This is a genomic window from Pseudanabaena cinerea FACHB-1277 (assembly GCF_014696345.1).
Taxonomy (GTDB): Bacteria; Cyanobacteriota; Cyanobacteriia; order Pseudanabaenales; family Pseudanabaenaceae; genus Pseudanabaena; species Pseudanabaena cinerea.
The window spans coordinates 8,841-28,998 of the sequence record NZ_JACJPY010000005.1 but is presented as its reverse complement, the minus strand read 5'-3'; the positions used below and the strand labels follow the sequence as shown (position 1 = coordinate 28,998).

At 42.1% G+C, this 20,158-nt stretch carries 23 protein-coding genes and 1 pseudogene; 11 read left to right on the top strand and 13 right to left on the bottom strand.

What is annotated here, in order from left to right; all coding sequences use genetic code 11:
- Positions 1 to 17 precede the first annotated feature (17 nt).
- From H6F44_RS02705 to H6F44_RS02695, 3 genes are all read right to left on the bottom strand, one after another.
- The gene (locus tag H6F44_RS02705) at positions 18 to 332 is read right to left on the bottom strand and encodes a DUF3067 family protein (protein ID WP_190349381.1); all 315 of its coding nucleotides are present in this window, start codon (positions 330 to 332) and stop codon (positions 18 to 20) included.
- Positions 333 to 395: 63 nt separating this feature from the next.
- On the bottom strand, positions 396 to 1,307 hold the full coding sequence (gene murQ, locus H6F44_RS02700) for an N-acetylmuramic acid 6-phosphate etherase (protein WP_190349450.1): 912 nt from the start codon (positions 1,305 to 1,307) through the stop codon (positions 396 to 398).
- Between the two features lie 73 nt (positions 1,308 to 1,380).
- Positions 1,381 to 1,590 carry a PCP reductase family protein gene (locus H6F44_RS02695; RefSeq protein WP_190349380.1) on the bottom strand — a complete coding sequence of 70 codons (210 nt, stop codon included), beginning with the start codon at positions 1,588 to 1,590 and terminating at the stop codon, positions 1,381 to 1,383.
- Between the two features lie 146 nt (positions 1,591 to 1,736).
- Between H6F44_RS02695 and H6F44_RS23885 the strand changes: the two genes are divergently transcribed.
- The 6 genes from H6F44_RS23885 to H6F44_RS02665 all read left to right on the top strand — a co-directional run bounded on the left by H6F44_RS23885 (position 1,737) and on the right by H6F44_RS02665 (position 7,229).
- Positions 1,737 to 2,480: a carbon dioxide-concentrating mechanism protein gene (locus tag H6F44_RS23885; protein WP_242016408.1), complete on the top strand. Its 744-nt coding sequence runs from the start codon at positions 1,737 to 1,739 to the stop codon at positions 2,478 to 2,480.
- A 527-nt stretch (positions 2,481 to 3,007) separates the two neighbouring features.
- Complete coding sequence (locus H6F44_RS02685; protein WP_190349379.1) at positions 3,008 to 3,316, top strand: carbon dioxide-concentrating mechanism protein CcmK; 309 nt, start codon at positions 3,008 to 3,010, stop codon at positions 3,314 to 3,316.
- A 145-nt stretch (positions 3,317 to 3,461) separates the two neighbouring features.
- Positions 3,462 to 3,803, top strand: a complete 342-nt coding sequence (locus H6F44_RS02680; protein WP_175356611.1) for a carbon dioxide-concentrating mechanism protein CcmK — start codon at positions 3,462 to 3,464, stop codon at positions 3,801 to 3,803.
- Between the two features lie 139 nt (positions 3,804 to 3,942).
- Complete coding sequence (locus H6F44_RS02675; protein WP_190349378.1) at positions 3,943 to 4,251, top strand: EutN/CcmL family microcompartment protein; 309 nt, start codon at positions 3,943 to 3,945, stop codon at positions 4,249 to 4,251.
- Positions 4,252 to 4,351: 100 nt separating this feature from the next.
- On the top strand, positions 4,352 to 6,391 hold the full coding sequence (locus H6F44_RS02670) for a ribulose bisphosphate carboxylase small subunit (RefSeq protein ID WP_190349377.1): 2,040 nt from the start codon (positions 4,352 to 4,354) through the stop codon (positions 6,389 to 6,391).
- Between the two features lie 178 nt (positions 6,392 to 6,569).
- The gene (locus H6F44_RS02665; RefSeq protein ID WP_190349376.1) at positions 6,570 to 7,229 is read left to right on the top strand and encodes an LbetaH domain-containing protein; all 660 of its coding nucleotides are present in this window, start codon (positions 6,570 to 6,572) and stop codon (positions 7,227 to 7,229) included.
- Positions 7,230 to 7,370: 141 nt separating this feature from the next.
- On the opposite strand, the gene H6F44_RS02660 is transcribed toward H6F44_RS02665, so the two are convergent.
- The 5 genes and pseudogenes from H6F44_RS02660 to H6F44_RS02645 form a co-directional block, all read right to left on the bottom strand.
- Positions 7,371 to 7,850 carry a DUF29 domain-containing protein gene (locus tag H6F44_RS02660; protein ID WP_190349375.1) on the bottom strand — a complete coding sequence of 160 codons (480 nt, stop codon included), beginning with the start codon at positions 7,848 to 7,850 and terminating at the stop codon, positions 7,371 to 7,373.
- Between the two features lie 145 nt (positions 7,851 to 7,995).
- On the bottom strand, positions 7,996 to 8,991 hold the full coding sequence (locus H6F44_RS02655; RefSeq protein ID WP_190349374.1) for an Rpn family recombination-promoting nuclease/putative transposase: 996 nt from the start codon (positions 8,989 to 8,991) through the stop codon (positions 7,996 to 7,998).
- Positions 8,992 to 9,094: 103 nt separating this feature from the next.
- Positions 9,095 to 9,375: pseudogene (locus H6F44_RS23880) on the bottom strand (type II toxin-antitoxin system RelE/ParE family toxin).
- Complete coding sequence (locus H6F44_RS02650) at positions 9,375 to 9,596, bottom strand: hypothetical protein (RefSeq protein ID WP_190349373.1); 222 nt, start codon at positions 9,594 to 9,596, stop codon at positions 9,375 to 9,377. The pseudogene H6F44_RS23880 and the gene H6F44_RS02650 overlap by 1 nt, the downstream one beginning before the upstream one ends.
- 128 nt (positions 9,597 to 9,724) lie before the next feature.
- Positions 9,725 to 9,934: a hypothetical protein gene (locus H6F44_RS02645; protein WP_190349372.1), complete on the bottom strand. Its 210-nt coding sequence runs from the start codon at positions 9,932 to 9,934 to the stop codon at positions 9,725 to 9,727.
- Between the two features lie 96 nt (positions 9,935 to 10,030).
- Between H6F44_RS02645 and H6F44_RS02640 the strand changes: the two genes are divergently transcribed.
- Genes H6F44_RS02640 through H6F44_RS02630 form a run of 3 tightly spaced genes read left to right on the top strand, consistent with a single transcriptional unit; the run spans position 10,031 to position 10,800 of the window.
- Entirely contained in the window at positions 10,031 to 10,351 is a 321-nt protein-coding gene (locus tag H6F44_RS02640) for a DUF433 domain-containing protein (RefSeq protein WP_190349371.1), read from the top strand.
- Positions 10,341 to 10,676: a DUF5615 family PIN-like protein gene (locus H6F44_RS02635; RefSeq protein WP_190349370.1), complete on the top strand. Its 336-nt coding sequence runs from the start codon at positions 10,341 to 10,343 to the stop codon at positions 10,674 to 10,676. The genes H6F44_RS02640 and H6F44_RS02635 overlap by 11 nt, the downstream gene beginning before the upstream one ends.
- The gene (locus tag H6F44_RS02630) at positions 10,663 to 10,800 is read left to right on the top strand and encodes a hypothetical protein (protein ID WP_190349369.1); all 138 of its coding nucleotides are present in this window, start codon (positions 10,663 to 10,665) and stop codon (positions 10,798 to 10,800) included. Before H6F44_RS02635 ends, H6F44_RS02630 begins: the two co-directional genes overlap by 14 nt.
- Positions 10,801 to 10,802: 2 nt before the next feature.
- On the opposite strand, the gene H6F44_RS02625 is transcribed toward H6F44_RS02630, so the two are convergent.
- Together H6F44_RS02625 and H6F44_RS02620 are read right to left on the bottom strand one after the other, a co-directional pair.
- Positions 10,803 to 11,066, bottom strand: a complete 264-nt coding sequence (locus H6F44_RS02625; protein ID WP_190349368.1) for a ParE family toxin-like protein — start codon at positions 11,064 to 11,066, stop codon at positions 10,803 to 10,805.
- Positions 11,044 to 11,265, bottom strand: a complete 222-nt coding sequence (locus H6F44_RS02620) for a hypothetical protein (protein ID WP_190349367.1) — start codon at positions 11,263 to 11,265, stop codon at positions 11,044 to 11,046. Before H6F44_RS02620 ends, H6F44_RS02625 begins: the two co-directional genes overlap by 23 nt.
- Before the next feature lie 14 nt (positions 11,266 to 11,279).
- Between H6F44_RS02620 and H6F44_RS02615 the strand changes: the two genes are divergently transcribed.
- Positions 11,280 to 11,597, top strand: coding sequence for a hypothetical protein (locus H6F44_RS02615; RefSeq protein WP_190349366.1), 318 nt, complete (start codon positions 11,280 to 11,282; stop codon positions 11,595 to 11,597).
- Positions 11,598 to 11,616: 19 nt separating this feature from the next.
- Here the strand turns inward: H6F44_RS02615 and H6F44_RS02610 are convergent, their stop codons facing one another.
- Both H6F44_RS02610 and H6F44_RS02605 read right to left on the bottom strand, forming a co-directional pair.
- The gene (locus H6F44_RS02610; RefSeq protein WP_190349365.1) at positions 11,617 to 11,865 is read right to left on the bottom strand and encodes a DUF4926 domain-containing protein; all 249 of its coding nucleotides are present in this window, start codon (positions 11,863 to 11,865) and stop codon (positions 11,617 to 11,619) included.
- 18 nt (positions 11,866 to 11,883) lie between these two features.
- Positions 11,884 to 12,216, bottom strand: a complete 333-nt coding sequence (locus H6F44_RS02605; RefSeq protein WP_190349364.1) for a DUF6883 domain-containing protein — start codon at positions 12,214 to 12,216, stop codon at positions 11,884 to 11,886.
- 37 nt (positions 12,217 to 12,253) lie between these two features.
- Here H6F44_RS02605 and H6F44_RS02600 point away from each other — a divergent pair, with 37 nt between their 5' ends.
- Positions 12,254 to 12,421 (top strand): hypothetical protein, encoded by a 168-nt coding sequence (locus H6F44_RS02600; RefSeq protein ID WP_190349363.1) that lies wholly within the window; start codon positions 12,254 to 12,256, stop codon positions 12,419 to 12,421.
- Positions 12,422 to 12,488: 67 nt separating this feature from the next.
- Here H6F44_RS02600 and H6F44_RS02595 read toward each other — a convergent pair whose 3' ends face one another.
- Positions 12,489 to 19,862, bottom strand: coding sequence for a Calx-beta domain-containing protein (locus H6F44_RS02595; protein ID WP_190349362.1), 7,374 nt, complete (start codon positions 19,860 to 19,862; stop codon positions 12,489 to 12,491).
- Positions 19,863 to 20,158: the final 296 nt, after the last annotated feature.

The following is a 20,158-nucleotide window of genomic DNA, read 5'->3' as shown; positions in this document are numbered from 1 at the left end:
AAATTGTTGAGTGATCTTCAGCTTTCAATAATCCATTCCAGCGATCGCTCACCAATTTGAAGCGGTACACTGACGGCTTTACCGACACGGGGGCGTTCATCGGTGTTGGCAATGAATTGTTTCACCTGCTCCACGACTCCCCAATCCCCTAGATAAGATGCGATCCGATCTAGGTGCTGCTCAAATTCTAAAGTATTCATAACAAAAGATTGCTGTTCCTGATACCGCCACATTACTTGCAAAAAGATCTTGCCACGAATATTACGTAACTGCACATCGTAGGAATATTGCCATTTATCGACGATCGCTTGGCGGAGTTCTGCACCTGTCATAATTTTTAATGTTTATATTGATTTTACAGCCTTGCCCAGCTTAGGGATGGCTTACTTGGCAATTTAAGTTTCAACTGTTTGCATCACCTTCCCCAAATGTCCTTGATGATCAGCAAGTAAGGCGATCGCTTGATGGGCATCGAGATGCCGCCAATGCATTAATAATGCGACCTTGACGCGATCGCCTGATTCTTCTAACAACTCTGCGGCGGCATGGCGATCCAAGCCTGTGAGGTCACAAATAATCCGCACTGCCCGATCTTGTAACTTGCTATTGGTCACGGACACATCGATCATCCGATTGCCATAGACCTTGCCCAGCTTTACCATTATCCCCGTAGAAATGGTATTGAGTACTAGTTTGGTGGCTGTACCAGCCTTGAGACGGGTGGAACCAGTCAAAACCTCGGCCCCCACAAGGGGACGGATTTCGATATCGTACTGCATAGGCAACTGTTCGGGTGGGACACAGCAAAAGAAAATTGTTTTAGCACCGCGCTGCCTTGCAGCTTGCAATGCCCCATGCACATAGGGGGTTGTGCCGCCCGCCGTAATGCCAAATACCACATCCCGATCGCCAATCTGATTTTGGGCAATGATTGCCGCCCCATCCTCTGCCCGATCCTCTAGCGCCTCCGAGCTTCTGACCATTGCTGCCATCCCCCCCGCCAAAATTCCCTGAATCAATTCAGGATCACTGCAAAAGGTGGGTGGACATTCGGCAGCATCCAATACGCCCAATCGTCCACTCGTGCCTGCGCCAATGTAAAACAATCTGCCCCCATTGGCGATCGCCGCCGCCGTTAGATCGATCGCCAAAGCGATCGCAGCATTCTCGCGCCCCACGGCAGCAACCGCCTTGAGATCCTCCTGATTAAACAGCTCGGCAATTTCTAAAGCACTCAGTTGGTCTAAATTTTGACTATGGGGATTGGGCTGCTCAGTCAGCAAATAGCCGCGATCGCCACCAGCCAATTGCCCACGCACATCACTACCTAAACTGTTGCCTAAACTATTACCCAAATCCTTGCTCCCACTTTTGCTCCCATTACTGTCCAAATTCTAGTCTAGCTTTTTCCACAATCTCTACTGTGATCCGATCACTCCTATCAGCCTGTGCTAACTGCTCAATACGCTGACGTGCCTGAGATCGCACAAAGTAAGGAATATTTTTAAACTTGGCTTTGGCTTCGCTCGTCCAAGTAAATTCATCCTCACTATCAAGATTTTGTTCAAGATTTTGTTCAAGATTTTGCATGGCTCTCTTAATATTTTATAGCTATAGTGATTTGTCTCGAAACTCTAGAAAAACACTATAATGCTTACAGTAATTTTGAAGTTTAATAATTACCAAAACTTTAACTAGTCTGTAAATAGAATTTACATATCTCCCTGGGTCAGCTAATGTCCAATTCTTCATCTAGCCATAGTCTTTCAGGCAGCTCTCTAGGCATGGTTTCCACCATTAGCTTCCCCGCGATCGTTGGCACTGCGGACATGATGCTCAAATCGGCAACGGTGCGCCTAGTCGGTTACGAAAAAGTCGGCAATGGCTTCTGTACGGCGATCGTGCGGGGGCAAATTACCGATGTGCGTATGGCAGTCGAGGCAGGTGCAGAAACCGCTAAAGAGTTTGGACAGCTCGTATCCACGATTGTCATTGCGCGTCCATATCCTAATCTCGAAGCGATTTTACCCATTAGCAGTAGGCTTAGTCAGCTAACCAGTGGGCAGTATAGCCGTCTGAGCAATCAGGCGATCGGGCTTTTAGAAACAAGGGGATTTCCTGCGATGGTGGGGGCGGCTGACATGATGCTGAAATCAGCAGATGTACATTTAGCGGGTTATGAGACGATCGGGGCGGGACTATGCACAGCAATTATTCGGGGCAATGTGGCGGATGTGGCGATCGCCATTGAAGCAGGGATGAATGAAGCCGAACGCATTGGCGAATTCCATACTTTGATGATCATCCCCCGACCTCTTGAAGATTTAGAAGAAACCTTGCCTACCGCCGATTATTGGATCGAAACCCCTACCCCAGTCAATATCCCCATGCTAGCTTTACAGGAAGAACAGCGCGAATTTGTGGAATTACCAAACCTAGAAATTGCCGAAATGGAAACGATAACCATTGGCGATCGCTAAAACCTCTAAGATTTTTTGGTGACTGAGTGAAGCTGCACTATCAAAAACCAGCCCAATAAGCCGAGTTTATAGGCATTATTTAGATTTATCATCGCGGTTCGTATTGTCAAATGTACCGCCACTCGTTATCGTATATATAAAGATAGATTTGAATAAACTAAAACTATTCACTTTCTCTGATGGATCGGAATGATTTAATAATTGCTGATATCAGTTATGAATGATTTATTGGTTTTTGCCAAATAATTCATTTGCATGATTGAAGGACGTTAATCAAAGAATTGTTGCCGACAATTAGCTGCGAAAATTTGGTTGTCCTAGATAGCCAAATTAGCCCCAAGCGTCATCTCCTCATTTTTGATTGCATTAAAAATTAGAAATTTGATGTTCTAAGCGAACCGATCGTAGCTAAGATCAATAGTTGCGCTCGTGCATCTATATCTAGTTGATCGACCAATAATCATTCAACGGATACAAACGCGAGAACTTCAGTTTTTTAGAGATTCGTAAGGATACTGGCTTAAATTATGCCGATCGCTATTGGAATGATCGAAACCAGAGGTTTCCCCGCAGTTGTAGAAGCGGCTGATGCTATGGTCAAAGCTGCCCGCGTCACCCTTGTGGGTTATGAAAAAATCGGCAGTGGCAGAGTAACGGTCATTATCAGGGGTGACATCTCTGAGGTGACAGCATCTATCGCTGCTGGCGTTGAGGGCGCAAAGAGGGTTAATGGAGGCGAAGTCGTTTCGACCCACACCATTGCTCGACCACAGGAAAACCTAGAATACGTTTTACCAATTCGCTATACGCGAGAAGTAGAACAGTTTGCATTTTAAGTTGACTATTTTGGCTAGCTCTCTGGGCAAAGCTTCTAAATTACTGTTTGCTATTTTGTGATTGTCTCAAAAAGATTTTTTCAAAAAAGTATCGTAAAAGTACATTTTCACTATTTTCATTAATTGTTTTAGGAGTACATAAATTATGGCGATCGCAGTTGGAATGATTGAAACCCTTGGTTTCCCAGCCGTTGTCGAAGCAGCCGATGCGATGGTTAAGGCAGCTCGCGTTACTTTAGTTGGTTACGAAAAGATTGGTAGTGGTCGTGTTACCGTTATCGTCCGTGGCGATGTATCTGAAGTACAAGCTTCAGTTGCCGCAGGTACTGACTCTGTAAAGCGTGTCAACGGTGGACAAGTTCTTTCTACCCACATCATTGCGCGTCCTCACGAAAACCTCGAGTACGTTCTGCCTATCCGCTACACCGAAGAAGTCGAGCAGTTCCGTGACAATGTTAACTCCATCCGTCCTATGAACCGTCCATAGTATTTAGATAAGTGACTTTACAATCATGTAAAGCCAAAGTTTTTGTTAAAAGTGCTGCACAACAGTACTTTTAACAAAGGTAATCAACATCAAAATACTGACCAACTAACGTTTCCAATTCATTCGTACTCAAAACAATATGCAGATAGCAGTCGTTTGCGGTACGGTCGTCAGTACCTACAAAGAGTCTAACCTCTCAGGCATCAAGTTTCTTCTATTGCAGCGCGTTGATCTGCAAGGCGAGCTAATTCCAGAATATGAGGTGGCGGCTGACAATGTGGGTGCAGGCATAGGTGAATGGGTTCTCTTTAGTCGGGGCAGTGCGGCAAGGCAGGTGCGAGACAGCCTAGAACGTCCTGTGGATGCGGCAGTAATTGCCATCATCGATACAGTATCTCTAAGCGATCGCCTGCTCTACAGTAAAAAATATAACGAGAGAATCCAATAAATTTTATCTGGAGGTGCGTTTCTAGTTTGTGAGGCTAGTTGGAGTAGTTAGTAAGCAAGCAACTAAACCCTAGTTGATCAAATAGCAGCGCTGGTTCACTATGGTAGTTCGTAGTTTTGCTGCCCCCCCTACACCCTGGTCTAGGGATTTGGCAGAACCCAAAATCGATCCATCTGCCTACGTTCATTCTTTTTCTAATTTAATTGGTGACGTTTATATCGGCGCTAATGTTTTGATTGCTCCTGGTACGTCGATCCGTGCTGATGAGGGCAATCCTTTTCATATTGGAGATAGCACGAACGTTCAAGATGGTGTTGTCATTCATGGTCTCGAAAAAGGTCGTGTGATTGGCGATGATGGCAAGGAGTACTCAGTTTGGATTGGCAATAGCACATCTATCACTCACATGGCACTGATTCATGGTCCTGCCTATGTGGGCAATAACTGCTTTGTCGGCTTTCGCTCGACTGTGTTCAATGCCAGAGTCGGCAATGGTTGCATCATATCCTCCCACGCGCTTGTCCAAGACGTGGAGATCTCTGCGGGTAAATATGTGTCTGCGGGCGCAGTGATTATTACCCAACAGCAAGCCGACCTACTACCAAATGTGCGCGAGTCTGACCAGCAGTTTGCCGATCATGTAATTGGCATCAACCAATCTTTGCGCCAAGGCTATCGCTGTGCATCTGACATTGCTTGCATTACGCCGATTCGCAAGGATCTCGATAAATCTTCAAGGCCAGAACCTGTTTCTGCCGACAAATTTAATAATCAATCCCAAGATATTAATCAAGTTAATCAAAATCATACAAATACACCAGCACCGAGGAATGGCTCTATGAATGGGGATTTAGCGCAGCAAATACGACAACTTTTAGCTCAGGGCTATCATGTGGCGGCTGAGTATGCTGATGAGCGTCGCTTTCGCACTGGCTCTTGGCAATCTTTGGCAATTCCACATACCACTGATGCAGGTATTGTCATTGGCGCAGTGCAAGCTGCACTTGTGGAAAACGAAGGTGAATATGTGCGCCTGTTTGGAGTTGATCCTAAGGCAAAGCGTCGTCTAACCGAGACGATCATTCAACGTCCTAGTGATAAGCCTGCAACTATCAGCAATGTCGCTAGTCCTGCCTTTTCTGGCAATGGTTCCAGTGGTCACAGTGCTAATAGTGCCGTTGCTGTCTCTGCCTCTCCTAACGATGTTAATGTGGCGGGTCAAGTCCGCCAATTACTAGCTCAGGGCTATCGTATTAGTACAGAATATGCTGATGCCAGAAGGTTTCGCTCGGCGGCTTGGCAAACGGGACCTGCGATCGAAGGTTCGCACGAGTCCACTGTAATTGCGGCTTTAAATAGTATTTTGGCAGAGCATGAAGGTGAATATGTGCGCTTGGTGGGTGTTGATCCCAAGGCAAAGCGACGGGTTGCTGAGGTGATTATTCAGCGTGCGGATGATAAGGCTATCAGTATTGGCGCGACGTCTGGCAATGCTAATGCAACTGTAAGCAATGGTGCTGCTCGTGCCAATGGTAGTGCGGCGGATGTGAGTGCTACTGTGCGTCAGTTGTTGGCTCAGGGCAATCGCATCAGTGTGGAACATGCTGATGAACGCCATTTCCGTACTACTTCTTGGCAAACCCTGCCTGCCCTTGATGCAAATAATGCAGCATCGGCGATCGCCACTTTAGAAAATTACATTGCTGAATATAGCGATGAATATGTGCGTCTCGTGGGTGTCGATCCGAAGGCAAAACGCCGTGTTCTAGAACTGTTGGTGCATCGTCCTCATGGGCAAGCGATCGCTGCGGCTCCCCGTGTTGCGGTTAAGGTCAACAACACAGCTAATGGTTCCTATGGTGGTGGTCTTGGCAAAATCAGCGCGGATATGTTGGCAAGAATCCGTCAACTATTGGCGCAGGGCTATCGCATTGGTACGGAACATGCCGATGAGCGCCACTTCCGCACTAGCTCTTGGCATAGTTGCTCACCGATCGCTGCGTCCAATGAGTCTGAAGTAATTCGGGCTTTGGAAGATTGCTTGGCGGAGCATGGCAATGAGTATGTGCGTTTGTTGGGCATTGATATCAAGGCAAAGCGCCGTGTTTATGAAGGGATCATTCAACGCCCTGTGAAGTAAGACCAGATCAAAAAATGGTTTTGCCATTTTTTGATCTAAAAAACCTTTTCACTGGGTTCGACTTTAATTCACGAAAGTGCGCTCATGCTTTTGTGAATCGCTATAGTTTGAGCCATGTCAAAGCACAAAATGGCATATCTATTTTGTGCTTTGAAAAGCCTAATACAGAGATAACAAAATGATTCAATCGAAGCACTTACCACCTTTAGAACCGATCGGAAATTTTCGATCCTACGTCTGTGGGGATGTGGTTATCGATGAAACGGCAGCGATCGCCGCAGGGGTACTCATTCAGGCTGATGAAGGCAGTCGTATTACGATCGCCGCAGGGGTATGTATCGGTATGGGAACTGTGATCCATGCTCAAAATGGCGTTTTAGAAATTGGGGCTGGGGCAAATTTGGGGGCTGGGGTTTTGGTTTATGGCAATAGCAAAATTGGGGAGGGGGCTTGTGTTGGCGCTTCGAGTTCGATTGTGCGTGCAGTCATTCATCAAGGGCAGATCGTGCCGCCATGCTCGCTAATTAATGGGCTAAATGATTTAGAAGCATTAATTCAGGGTGATGAAACGACTGAGATCAAACTGCCCAATGATCTATCTGAGGAATTTGCGCTGCCGTTAGCAAATAATGTGCTAGAAGATCATGCTCCAGAAAGTAATAGCGCGGCGATCGCCACACCAGCCGAGCCAGAATCGGCTGAAGTGTTGCAGGATGATGCCAGTGTGATCGCCTCAGTAACTAAAGATATTGAAGCTTTGATGATTGCTAGTTCAGTGCAGGCAAAGGCTCACGCTAAACAACAAATCAGTCGCTACATTAAAAGTATTTTCCCTTAAGGGATAAGAAATAAATAACTTATGCATTGTGAGGAATGTCTCTATAGTTCCATTAGCGATCGCCCCTTCACCTCATCAAACAACGAACTCCACTCAACCACAACCAATGATCGTCAAGAATCCTAAATCAAAATATAAATTCTAAGTTGGTAGAAAGTCTTGATCTAAAGTTTCGATGAGTGAATAAGGTGATTCAATTGGAAACAAATTTATTTCAAGTCCTGCTTCGTCTGCTGCTAAGCTTCTTGCATCATGATAGCAATCATGAAATACTTGATCGCAATAACGTTTAAGGCTAGGGCTGTCACGAAAAGCTTTTTGTAAACGTTGTCGATGTTCACGAATTGTATATTTCCAGCTATTGCTTCGCTTTACAGATTGGTATTGCCACTTTAATAAATGCATTAAAAGTATGGTTAGATTACTTTCTAGTGCGTGTTTTTGATTTTTACCCATATCCTCAACTTCATCAATCAAGTTCTCTAAATCTAGTTCTGTTAGACGCTGATTTCTGAGTAATTGCACTGTATTCTCAATCCAAAGCATAAAGTCTTGATCATAGAGAGATGAATAGTTAAGGCTTTCTGATTTCTCAAGTGTTTCTGTATTTAATATATGCATATTATTACCTCTTATCTAGAATGTCATTCTACAACATTAGCGATCGCCCCTTCCCCCCCCTAACCCACGATCGCCACATCAACTCATCAAAAGGCAATCGCCTCTCATCTCAAGCCAAACAGATATCTTTCTACAATCGCACTTATCACTGGTCGTTAATATTTTCGAGCCAATTATGTAAGTCTTCCAAATTTTCCAAATCAAACAAATCTTCACTCAATACATCTAGTACTTCTGGCGCTAACTGATGCAATAGAACTTTAATTTCATCAGGTATGGCTCCTAGTTTTCGAGAAAGCAGTGTTAGCAACAGCAAGCTTTTCCCCTCTTGCACACCTTGGGCTTTGCCTTCCTGAATACCTTTTTGCATACCTTCCTGAATACCTTTTTGCATACCTTCCTGAATACCTTCTTCTCGTGCTGTTTCGATGACACCATTCATGTCTCGATAGTACTTTAAGCTGTTTTCATAAGCCTCTCTTTCGGCTTGAGAAAAACTAGCAATCTGGGCGACTTCAAACAGTTGCATAAATACATTTTCTTGCAACGGTAAAGGTGGCTCTTCTAGGTCGGGTAGGTGTTTTAGCAAAAATAACCACTTATCAAAATGGTCGTTTAGTTGATCGATTGTTTTTTTGAATTTTGGCAATTCTAGATAAATAAATTTCAGCTTCTCATAAAAAACTTTACAATCTTGATCTTTGAGTTCGACGATATGTAAGAAAGTATCATCATTTTTATCTTCATCAAAAACAAAATCTAAAATGCCGATCGTATAAACTGAAGCAAGTTTGTAGTTCCAATCTCCTTTTGGTGCTTGTTCTTGAATGGGAAAAGAGGCGTAGTAAATGCTCCTATCTTTAAAGTAATTATGTTTAGCCTTTTGCATTTCGACAATAAATTTCTCGCCCTTTTCGCTTTGGCAGTAAAGATCGAAGACTGCTTTGCGATCGCTTGGAGTATTACCAAGATTTTCGGTGCTGTGATAGGTGAGATCTTTGACTCGATGTTGGGTGGGTAATATGACATTAAGGAAATCAATCAACAGATTTTTGTTTGGCTCTGTTCCAAATAGTCGCTTAAAGCCAAAGTCTGTGAGTGGGTTGATATAGCGATCGCCGCTATGATGTGGATAAAACATGGTTAACTATTTATTTATGGGAACTATGGCTCAGCAGTATTTTAGCAGATCTGAAAACTCGCGATCGCCACATCACTCCCATAAAACAGCGATCGCCATCTCACTAATAAACTTCGCTATGAGTACCAATATCAAGGAGAACTATTACTTCTGTCTGCTCTTGAGAAGTTTCTACAGTAAATAAATCCTACAATCGTAGCCACAAGAACAGGCTTTTAATCCTGATAACTTGCCTTGTAGTGAGTGAGTGCTTAATTGAGTCGCAAAAACGTCTTCCTTCATCAATTGTAATATTTGGATGATTTTTGCCTCAAGTGAAGAATTCTGTTTGACGAATTTTTTAAACGAGCGTTTGAATTTTGGCGTTAAAACTAGCTCTCTCATTAGTCTTCGGTTAAAGTTGCTTGCAATTCAGAAATAATATTTTCTATAGGTTGAGGTTTTAAATCTCCACGACGAAATGCAGCGATCGCTTCCTTAGCATCTTTAGCAATTTCTTCTCGTTGAGCTTCAATCATTTGGTTTTTAACTATTTCCAATAACATTTCTCTTTGTTCAATTGGAAGTTGATTAACGGTTGAAATAGCTTCTTCTAATGTCACCATAGCTTTTATGACTTTAGCTCTCTTAGTTTAATTAATTAGATTTACACAGATTATAACTAATTTTTGGAGAAATGCGATCGCCACTTCACACAACCAACCAGCGATCGATCCTCCATCCCAAACCGCGATCACACCTTCCCTACCCAAACCGCGATCGCCCCTTCATCTCTCTCAACCAGCGATCGCCCTCTCATTCCACAAACCAGCGATCGCCTATTTCCCACACCAAACAACGATCGCCCCTTCAACCCATAAACCCGCGATCGCCCCTTTATCCTATAAACTAACGATCGCCCCTTCACAAAAAACAGCGATCGCCCCAACATAACCTCAATCAAAAAGCGATCGCCTCTCAAGTTTTGAACTGAAATGGCGATCGCCTGTGGGAGAAAATGGTTATAATTGACGGACTATGTTGTGTAAGAGAAATTACAATGTCAACTGTTGCTGTGATTAAGGAACACATTGAGATGACGCTCGGAGTATGTGGTGGGAAGCCGCGTATTGCTGGACATAGAATTACGGTACAAAATATCGCGGTGTGGTACGAGCAAATGGGGATGTCTCCTGATGAAATTTTGCTGCATTATCCTAGTATCAATTTGTCAGATATCTACGCAGCTTTAGCATATTATTATGATCATCAAGAAGAGATTAGGAAGCAAATTGAAGATGATGAATTGTTTGCTTTGGCAATGAAGAAAAATACGGTTTCTCTTGTGCAGCAAAAGTTGAGAAATCAGCATGAAAGATAGAATCAGGTTTCATTTAGACGAAAATATGAGTCAGGCGATCGCTAATGGCTTGAGAAGAAGAGGAATTGATGTAACAACGACTCCAGAGGAGAATCTAATTGGTAAATTGGATGAAGAACAGTTGACTTTTGCTGTATCTCAAAAACGAGTGATTTTTACTCAAGATACTGATTTTCTAAGGCTTCAGCAGCAAGATGTTTCTCATTATGGTATTGCTTACTGTCAACAGAAAAGTAAGTCTATTGGGGAGATTGTCCAGGGTTTAGTTTTGATTTGGCAGGTGCTTCCAGTGGATGAAATGATGAAGCATCTTGAATATTTGTAAGAGAGCTGAGATTGTATCTCAAAAAAATTACCCCTCAAGTTTTAAACTCGAAGGGCGATCGCCCCTTCTCACCCAAACCAACGATCGCCTCTCCACAAAAATCAAACAGCGATTGCCTTCTTAAGATCAACTTCCATCAATTAATCTGTCGTATTCGTCATGCAAACCGATCCAAAACCAGTAATAATCATCTCCTTCTTTTAAAGCTAAAGCTCGATATTCTCTATTGATGCGAATAGACCACAAATTTTGATTGACTTTTTTAAAGTGTAGGGATGGATAGAAGCGATCGCTTATCCAAATTTGATAAGTTTTTTGAGCTTGTGCTTTGATGGCTGGTGGCAATGCTGCGTAAGCTTCCCAAAAATCAGGAGTTGTTAATGACTTCATCCAGTTTCATTACGCGATTGTTGACAATATGAGCTTTCGCTCGTTGAATGACTTTGTTTAATTTACCTTGCTCTGAGTCTTTCTTTATTTGCTTATCCCAGTCATCTTCTGAGCGTTCTTGTAGCCACGACAATAAGGTCGAAGTTTCGTCATCAGACAATCTAGCGATCGCTGTTTTAATCTCTACTAGAGTGTTCATAGGAGAATTAATATGTGAATACCAGTATGTTTACTTTGTTAAATCTTAACATGGGGTCAAGAGATCGCCACATCAACCCACAAACCAACGATCGCCACTTCAACCTCACAAACCAGCGATCGCCCCTTCATCCCACAAACAGCGATCGCCACATCATCCACAACCAACGATCGCCCTCTCATTCCACAAACCAGCGATCGCAACTCACCTCAAATCAAACAGCGATCGCCTATTTCCCCAGACACTATAAATGTTCAAAGCGATTGCCCCTCATTCCACAAACCAGCGATCGCCCTCTCAACTCCCATAACCAGCGATCGCCGCAGCTATGAAAAAACATTTAAACTCAGATCATGCTGTAACTAATTGAGATTTTGGATTAGGTAATGCTGGCTCGAAATGTAGAATCATAAATTCTTCTGGAGTTAATCCTAGAGATTCGTATGTGCGACCATTGCGATCGCTAAATTCGACTTCAAAGGCTTGACCATTGGCAAGTATCTCAACAACTGTACCAACCTGTCCGCGCCATAAATTATCTTGGGGAAGATCGATAGTTAGAGCTACGACATCTAGCAGTTTTACTGAACTTGTTAACATATTTATCATCTCCAATGTCTATATAGGGTAGCAAGTCGTTAATTTTGGAATATTTGAACTATGTTCAATAATCCATCCACTCCGCAGGGTTGCATTTCTATTTTGCCATGTAATCTCACAATCCACAGTGTATCGTTGCCTAAATCTATCAGATCTTCCTAATTTAGCTTCATGGGTTTTGATAACTTCTAGCAGAATCAGCCTTAATTCTTCAGCATTTTCTGCTTTCATGCCAAGGATTGAGGAAAACAGTCTGGCTTTATGTTTACCGTCATCATGTTCTAGATTAAGACAGTAATCCCGTAATTTACGAATATCAACAATGGCGTTGTTGGTGTTGGGAATTAGCATATCTAGCTATGACTGTAACAATCGTTTTTATTTTGCCATGTTTGATTGTTTTATAAAAGCGATCGCCAATTCACCCACTCAATCCCCAAACCAACGATCGCTACTTCACCTCATCAAAACGCGATCGCCACATCACCCCACAAACCAGCGATCGCCCCCTCTCACCCAAACCAGCGATCGCCAATCGACAAAAATCAAGCAATAATTCCCAATCTAACTATCTCTACTTAACCTTAAATCCAATAGAGATAGTTGCATATATTCAATCTTCATTAACCTCCAGCAGATATACCAGGTCTTGTAGTGACAAGGTTATAAGCTGTACCCCAAATGCTAGTTGATATGACTCGGAGATAATAATTTGAGCCTCCAGCTAAGGTTACAGTTCTAGAAGGTGCAGATTGAGTAGATGGATATATTGATCCACTTGGGAAAGACAGTCCCGTGGAGGATAAAACTGTTCCATTACTATTTCTTAGCTCTACTAACGCATCATGACTGAGATTATTTAAACCATATGTGAAAGTAATGGAGCTTGCTGTGGCGGAGGCAAGGGGAATTAGATACCAGTCTTCGTCATTAACATCAATAAAGTCAGAAAATGATTGCGTTCCGCCACCTACTGATTTTGCTCCAGTTATTGAGTTGCTAACTGTATCAGTTTCATTGTCTGCGATCGCTACGGTTGCAGTGTTAGACGAACCGATTGTATAACCCGCACCACTGCTCAAGGTAAGTATAACTGTTTCATTTCCTTCAAAAGCAAAATCAGTTCTAAATTGATCTTCGGGAATGACTGAAACAGTGGCAGTGCTTGAACCAGCAGCAAAAGTGACGCTCTGGGAGAGTGTGTTATAGTCAACGCCGTTAGTGGCTGTACCTGTGATGCTGTAATTAACAGTCAATGCTGAGGTTACATCGCCTGAGCGAACTAATGTAAATTGCCCATTATTGGCAGTTTGACCAGTAGTAGTTTCTGAGGCATCAGGATCTGATGCGGCGATCGTGACTATGCTAGGTAAAATTGTAAAACTACCTTCTGTCGCAAAAGTTGACCCCGCAAAGGCTGTATCAATAGCTTGCACACTCCAATAATAAGTTCCAGGCGCTAAATTTTTCAGAGTCCAGTTAGTTGCTTGATTAGCATTGCCAGCTTCTGCAACTTTTCGATAACCATTACTATTAGACATCGGGGATATAATATTAGACCCACCTGATGTAGTCCCCACTCTTAAGTTATAAGTTAATCCATTTTGTGGTGTTCGGGAATCGGTTGCTTTATTCCATGAAAGAGTTACAGAACTAGCATTAGTAGAAGCAGAAAGAGATGTAGGCGCTGATGGAGATGTGTTTGAATTTGTAGCATTGTTTCGATAAATACGAGTGGCTAATGCTGAATAGGTTGGGGATATATTTCCAGTGGCTAGAATATCCAAATCACCGTCATTATCATAGTCTCCCCAAACGCCAGAACTACCTGTTACTTGATCACCAGCAACATAAGTAGAAACAAAAAGATAAGTGAAATTACCATTGTCATTTCGATATAGGAAAGGATTTCCTCCACTACTGTAAGAACCTGTGAACAGAATATCTAAATCGCCGTCATTGTCATAATCACCCCATCCACCAATACCATCCCTACTATCCAAGACAATACCAATATCTGTAAAAGCTCCTCCATTATTGCGGTAAATTAGGGTTTTTCGATTTAAAGAAATATCATTAGTAGTCCTGCCAGAAAGTAGAATATCTAAGTCACCATCATTGTCGTAATCTCCCCATGCTGACTCGCCATAGATACTAGTCAAAGGAGCAGCAATATCAGTGAAGTTACCATTGTCATTTCGATATACCTTGGATGTAAACACATTTGAGTTAGTATATCCAGTTACTAAGATATCTAAATCTCCATCTTTATCATAATCTCCCCAACTTGCTGAACCAAATGCAGCACCAATTATTGAAGCGTTAATATCAATGAAATTATTATTATCGTTTCGATAGACCTTGGAAACATAATAACTCTGGAAAGGAATAGTATGTGGCGAGTTCCCAATCAGCAATATATCCAAATCGCCATCATTATCATAGTCACCCCAGTCTACAGAACTAACACTTACTCCTATTAAGGAGGCATTAATATCAGTAAATGTCCCCCCATCATTGCGGTAAATCTTGGAGAAACCAGAACCAGTTAACAAAATATCAAGATCACCATCGTTATCATAATCTCCCCACGCTGAATCACCTTCAACCCCAAGCAGAGGAGCATTAATATCGATAAAACTTCCTCCATCATTACGATAAACCTTAGAGATATTATTGTTGATTGAACCAATACCGCCAGTGAGTAGAATATCTAAGTCTCCATCACTATCATAATCACCCCAATTTACATTTTTACCGTAAACACCTATTAGACCAACATCAATTGATGTAAATGGGGATGTAGGAATTATTTCAATGTCATCATTAGTAATTGTCCCTAAGCCTTGACTATCAGCAATAGTTGCATTAACTGCATTGCTGAGATTGACAAAGAAAGTCTCATTACCTTCAACTGTCGTATCACCAATGATAGGAACAAGAATTGTTTTGCTTGTTTCGTTGGTTGCGAAAGTTAAGCTTCCAGAAGTGCCAGTGTAGTCACTACCTGCTGTTGCTGAATTATTGGCAGTTGCATAGTTGACAGTGATAGATTGGGTCGCATTACCCGTACGAGTAACCGTAAATACAGCATTGCTTGTGCCACTGTTGCCTTCAACAATTGTTACATCATTAATTGCAAGCGTTGGCAAATCATCATTAGTAATAGTTCCTAAACCTTGACTATCAATAATAGTCGCATTAACTGCATTACTGAGATTGACAAAGAAAGTCTCATTACCTTCAACTGTCGTATCACCAATGATAGGAACAGTGAATGTTTTTGTGGTTTCATTGGTAGCAAAAGTCAAAGTTCCAGAAGTGCCAGTGTAGTCACTACCTGCTGTTGCCGTATTATTGGCAGTTGCATAGTTTACAGTAATGGATTGAGTCGCATTACCTGTGCGGGTGACAGTGAATACTGCATTGCTCGTACCACTGTTACCTTCAGCGATCGTTACATCATTAATTGTGAGGCTAGGCAAATCATCATTAATAATCGTTCCTAAACCTTGATTATCAACAATAGTTGCATTGACTGCATTACTGAGATTGACAAAGAAAGTCTCATTTCCTTCAACTGCCGTATCACCAATGACGGGAACAGTGATTGTTTTGCTGGTTTCGTTGGTTGCGAAAGTCAAAATTCCAGAAGTGCCAGTGTAGTCACTACCTGCTGTTGCCGTATTATTGGCAGTTGCATAGTTTACAGTAATGGATTGAGTCGCATTACCTGTGCGGGTGACAGTGAATACTGCATTGCTCGTACCACTGTTACCTTCAGCGATCGTTACATCATTAATTGTGAGGCTAGGCAAGCTAACAGAGGAAATGGCTTTATTTAAATTCAAACGTCCTCCAGTTACCGTTTTACCTTGTAAAGAGGACATCTGATCAGTAGTATTCATCAGGGTTTGTCTGATTTGTGTTACGTTCAGGTTAGAATTTGCCGCTAATAATAAAGCCGCAGCACCAGCAACATGGGGTGTTGCCATTGAAGTACCATCATAGAAATCATAACCATTATTTGGGATTGTACTCAGAATATTTACCCCAGGCGCTCCTAAATCAACAGTATTTGCACCATAATTAGAAAAGAAAGCAAGTTGATCTCTATGATCTGTAGCCGCTACCGATATGACATTAGGAAGATCATAATTTGACGGGTAGCGAGGGTTAGTATCATTGTTATTCCCATAATCATTCCCAGCGGCTGCTATGAAAAGTACCCCTACATTATTAGCACGACTAAGGGCATCAAACATCAATTGGCTATATGGACCACCACCAAAACTAGCATTAATAATTTTAGCACCCTTAGACACTGCATAATCAACTGCCCTAGCAGCATTAACCGTATTACCAGAACCATTAGCTCCTAAGAACTTTAACCCCATAATACTAACATTGGGGCTAACACCAATTACTCCCAGATTATTATTACCAACTGCTCCAATAGTTCCAGCTACATGAGTACCATGAGAATGATCATCCATTGGGTTACTATCTTTATTGATAAAGTCGTAACCATAGATATCATCAATAAAACCATTACCATCATCATCCAGACCATTACCAACTATTTCACCGGGATTTTTCCACATATTAGCGGCTAAATCTTGATGTGTGTAATCAACGCCTGTATCTATTACAGCAACAACTACAGAACGATTACCCTTTTGTATATCCCAAGCTTCCACAGCATCAATATCTGCATCTGTAGTCCCACCTGTTTGACTTATATTATTTAAACCCCAAAGTTGGCTAAATTGTGAATCATTAGGAGTCCAGTTTAAATTTAATGTATAGTTAAATTCCACTGCATCAAAATTACCTAATTGACCAAATGCGTTTTTTGCAGCTTGAATATCTGAACCAGCAGCAAAATTGACAATCCTCCATTGAGATAAAGTAGAACCTAATGCTTGAGTTGACTGTACAAAGTTTTCTACGCTAACAGCACCATAACTCTGAGCAAAATTGAGCAATTGAGCATTAGTTCCTCCTACAGGAATCTTGATTAATAACTCATTACTTTGATAAGCAGGATCATCATCAGTAATATTCACCATAGCAATATTATTAGCGCCCAAACTATAAATAGAAGCATTGGTGTTGAGAGTCAGAACAACCGTTTCACTTCCTTCAACAGCTAAATCATCGGTGACATTCACATTCACAAAAGCCGTACTAGCACCCGCCGCAAAAGTGACACTTCCATTCAAAGAACTGTAATCAACACCATTAGTCGCAGTGCCGCTAACCGTATAACCAACTGCCAAAGCCGCAGCCGTATTGCCAGTCCTCGTCAAAGTAAACTGTCCAGAATTTTGGGTTTGCCCTGCTGCCACTTCACCCGCACTGGCATCATTTGCCGAGATCGCAATTATCGGCAGATCGTTATCGTTAATAGTAATTGTGGAAGTATTAAGCGCTCCCAGCGTGTAACCACTACCCGATGCCAAAGTCAAAATAACAGTCTCATTTCCTTCAAACAAAGCGTCATCAATTGGTGAAACCGACACGATCGCCGTAGCAGCACCCACCGCAAAATTAGCCACACCATTTAAGGTGATGTAATCTGTACCATTTGCTGCCGTACCGCTTAATGTGTAATTAACCGCGATCGCTGTATTAGTGCCAGTTCGAGTTAGCGTAAAAGTACCGTTATTGATAGTCTGACCGCTAATAGTTTCCGCCGCCACATTGTCTGTTGCCGCAACAGTGACAACAGAGACAGACTGTCCCACAAAGCCATCGCCATTGAGATCTAAACCAAAATTAGTCTCTTGAATAAGAGTACTGCCAGAATTTAATGGTATTACACCAGCAGAAGATAGGAAGTTCCAATTGCTATCTAGATTCCATAGTGATATTGAGTTAGTACTAGCACTTTTCCATAGCAGTTGATTTTGTCCGCCAATGTTCTCGACTGCTACGGTCTCCCATCCTGCAAAAATGGTTGTATAAATCTGCGATCCGTTGTACTTGATCGCGATCGGGGTATTGCTACCAACTTGGGCGTATAAGAGGTTAGTAGCATCCTTGACTAGTTTCGTATTGCCTTGCAATTCCAGATTTACAGGTCCGACAACACTATCGCCATTGAGATCTAAACCAAAATTAGTCTCTTGAATCAGAGCGCTACCAGAATTTAGGGCTATTACACCAGAAGAGGATAGAAAGTTCCAATTGCTATCTAGACTCCATACTGATATCGAGTTAGTACTAGCACTTTTCCATAGCAGTTGATTTTGTCCGCCAATGTTCTCAACGGCTACGGTCTCCCATCCTGCAAAGATGGTTGTGTAAACCTGAGATCCGTTATACTTGATGGCGATCGGGGTATTGCTGCCAACTTGAGCATATAAGAGATGTGCAGCATCTTTGACTAGCTTGGTATTGCCTTGCCATTCCAGATTTACGGCTCCGATAAAGCTATCACCATTGAGATCGAGACTAAAATTAGTCTCCTGAATCAGAGCGCTACCAGAATTTAATGCTATTACACCAGCAGAGGATAGAAAGTTCCAATTGCTATCTAGATTCCATACTGATATCGAGTTAGTACTAGCACTTTTCCATAGCAGTTGATTTTGTCCGCCAATGTTCTCGACTGCTACGGTTTCCCATCCTGCAAAGATGGTTGTATAAATCTGCGATCCGTTGTACTTGATCGCGATCGGGGTGTTATTGCCAATCTGGGCATATAAGAGTTTAGCGCCGTCTTTAACTAGTTTGGTGCTACCTTGCGATTCGATACTAACAGGAGTAGCTCCAATATAGTTATTACTATTGAGATCTATGCCAAAGTTAGTGCCTTGGGCAAGAGCGCTACCAGAATTTAATGGTATTACACCAGCAGAGGATAGAAAGTTCCAATTGCTATCTAGATTCCATAGTGATATCGAGTTAGTAACAGCACTCTTCCATAGCAGTTGATTTTGTCCGCCAAGGTTCTCAACGGCTACGGTTTCCCACCCTGCAAAGATAGTTGTATAAATCTGCGATCCGTTGTACTTGATGGCGATCGGGGTATTGCTGCCAACTTGAGCATATAAGAGATTCGCAGCATCCTTGACTAGTTTCGTATTGCCTTGCCATTCCAGATTTACAGATCCGATAACACTATCACCATTGAGATCTAGACCAAAATTAGTCTCTTGAACAAGAGTGCTTCCAGAATTTAAGGCTAACACACCAGCAGAGGATAGAAAGTTCCAATTGCTATCTAGATTCCATAGTGATATTGAGTTAGTACTGGCACTTTTCCATAGCAGTTGATTTTGTCCGCCAATGTTCTCGACTGCTACGGTCTCCCATCCTGCAAAAATGGTTGTATAAATCTGCAATCCGTTGTACTTGATCGAGATTGGGGTATCATTGCCAATCTGTGCCGATAATAAGTTATTTGCAGATTTGATCAGTTTGCCATTACCTTGTGATTCAATCGTTACGCTTGATCCAGATTTTTCTACAAATATTGACTGACCTTCGGCAATTATAAAACCGCGATCATCTTCTTGCTTGATACGGGCTAGTTCAGCATTGCTCACAGATTCGCCAAGCACTAATACCCTTGCCAGTTCACCTTCATCACCTTTGGTGTCTGTCCCTACGCGATCATCCAACCAATGAAAAGTTTCTTCGACTAAAACACCTATTGCAAAATTAGACTGAGACAAGGCTTCAGAAAGATAGATTTTTTGTGTAGAACTGCTATACGCGCCATCTGCACCATTCATGTTGGCAGCAGAAAGGATTTGTACTTGAGGCAACTGGCTGAAGTCCCCGATCGCCCATTGAGTTCTTACTGATTGAATTTCAGGGATATTCGCCTTGTCACCAAAAACTTGATAAAACAGGGCGGAGTTGCTGGCTGCCTGTTGTAGCTTAGTTTTGACAATTCCCAAGGCATCAGGAAGGGTGGGCAAAAACGGATTATTTATGTCATTGCTTGCATTAAAATTTAAGCCTAAATTTTGGTTGTCAGACATAGTTTTTCCTGTTGGTGTAATGGTTTAACCCTGTGATGCTGGACTGTCAAAATAAAGGTGCGATCGCTTCCCCAAAAACCTAAAAATCAATCAGGAAACTGAGTACATATCCCGCTTTTTGACTATTAATATTTTACTTTCAAGCAATATCACTTACATAATACATGATAAATCCAAAATTTAAGTCTAATAAAGTTATATAAAAGTTATATAAACTATGTAAATTACACAATTCATATAGTTTATATAGTTTATATAAACTGTCACGTATCTACAGATTATCGTGGCTTTATGTA

Coding starts and splice junctions, on each gene's coding strand:
- H6F44_RS02705 (WP_190349381.1), bottom strand. CDS start 332: ATGACAGGTGCAGAACTCCGCCAAGCGATCGTCGATAAATGGCAATAT.
- H6F44_RS02695 (WP_190349380.1), bottom strand. CDS start 1,590: ATGCAAAATCTTGAACAAAATCTTGAACAAAATCTTGATAGTGAGGAT.
- H6F44_RS23885 (WP_242016408.1), top strand. CDS start 1,737: ATGTCCAATTCTTCATCTAGCCATAGTCTTTCAGGCAGCTCTCTAGGC.
- H6F44_RS02685 (WP_190349379.1), top strand. CDS start 3,008: ATGCCGATCGCTATTGGAATGATCGAAACCAGAGGTTTCCCCGCAGTT.
- H6F44_RS02680 (WP_175356611.1), top strand. CDS start 3,462: ATGGCGATCGCAGTTGGAATGATTGAAACCCTTGGTTTCCCAGCCGTT.
- H6F44_RS02675 (WP_190349378.1), top strand. CDS start 3,943: ATGCAGATAGCAGTCGTTTGCGGTACGGTCGTCAGTACCTACAAAGAG.
- H6F44_RS02670 (WP_190349377.1), top strand. CDS start 4,352: ATGGTAGTTCGTAGTTTTGCTGCCCCCCCTACACCCTGGTCTAGGGAT.
- H6F44_RS02665 (WP_190349376.1), top strand. CDS start 6,570: ATGATTCAATCGAAGCACTTACCACCTTTAGAACCGATCGGAAATTTT.
- H6F44_RS02660 (WP_190349375.1), bottom strand. CDS start 7,850: ATGCATATATTAAATACAGAAACACTTGAGAAATCAGAAAGCCTTAAC.
- H6F44_RS02655 (WP_190349374.1), bottom strand. CDS start 8,991: ATGTTTTATCCACATCATAGCGGCGATCGCTATATCAACCCACTCACA.
- H6F44_RS02650 (WP_190349373.1), bottom strand. CDS start 9,596: ATGGTGACATTAGAAGAAGCTATTTCAACCGTTAATCAACTTCCAATT.
- H6F44_RS02640 (WP_190349371.1), top strand. CDS start 10,031: ATGTCAACTGTTGCTGTGATTAAGGAACACATTGAGATGACGCTCGGA.
- H6F44_RS02635 (WP_190349370.1), top strand. CDS start 10,341: ATGAAAGATAGAATCAGGTTTCATTTAGACGAAAATATGAGTCAGGCG.
- H6F44_RS02625 (WP_190349368.1), bottom strand. CDS start 11,066: ATGAAGTCATTAACAACTCCTGATTTTTGGGAAGCTTACGCAGCATTG.
- H6F44_RS02620 (WP_190349367.1), bottom strand. CDS start 11,265: ATGAACACTCTAGTAGAGATTAAAACAGCGATCGCTAGATTGTCTGAT.
- H6F44_RS02610 (WP_190349365.1), bottom strand. CDS start 11,865: ATGTTAACAAGTTCAGTAAAACTGCTAGATGTCGTAGCTCTAACTATC.
- H6F44_RS02605 (WP_190349364.1), bottom strand. CDS start 12,216: ATGCTAATTCCCAACACCAACAACGCCATTGTTGATATTCGTAAATTA.
- H6F44_RS02600 (WP_190349363.1), top strand. CDS start 12,254: ATGTTTGATTGTTTTATAAAAGCGATCGCCAATTCACCCACTCAATCC.
- H6F44_RS02595 (WP_190349362.1), bottom strand. CDS start 19,862: ATGTCTGACAACCAAAATTTAGGCTTAAATTTTAATGCAAGCAATGAC.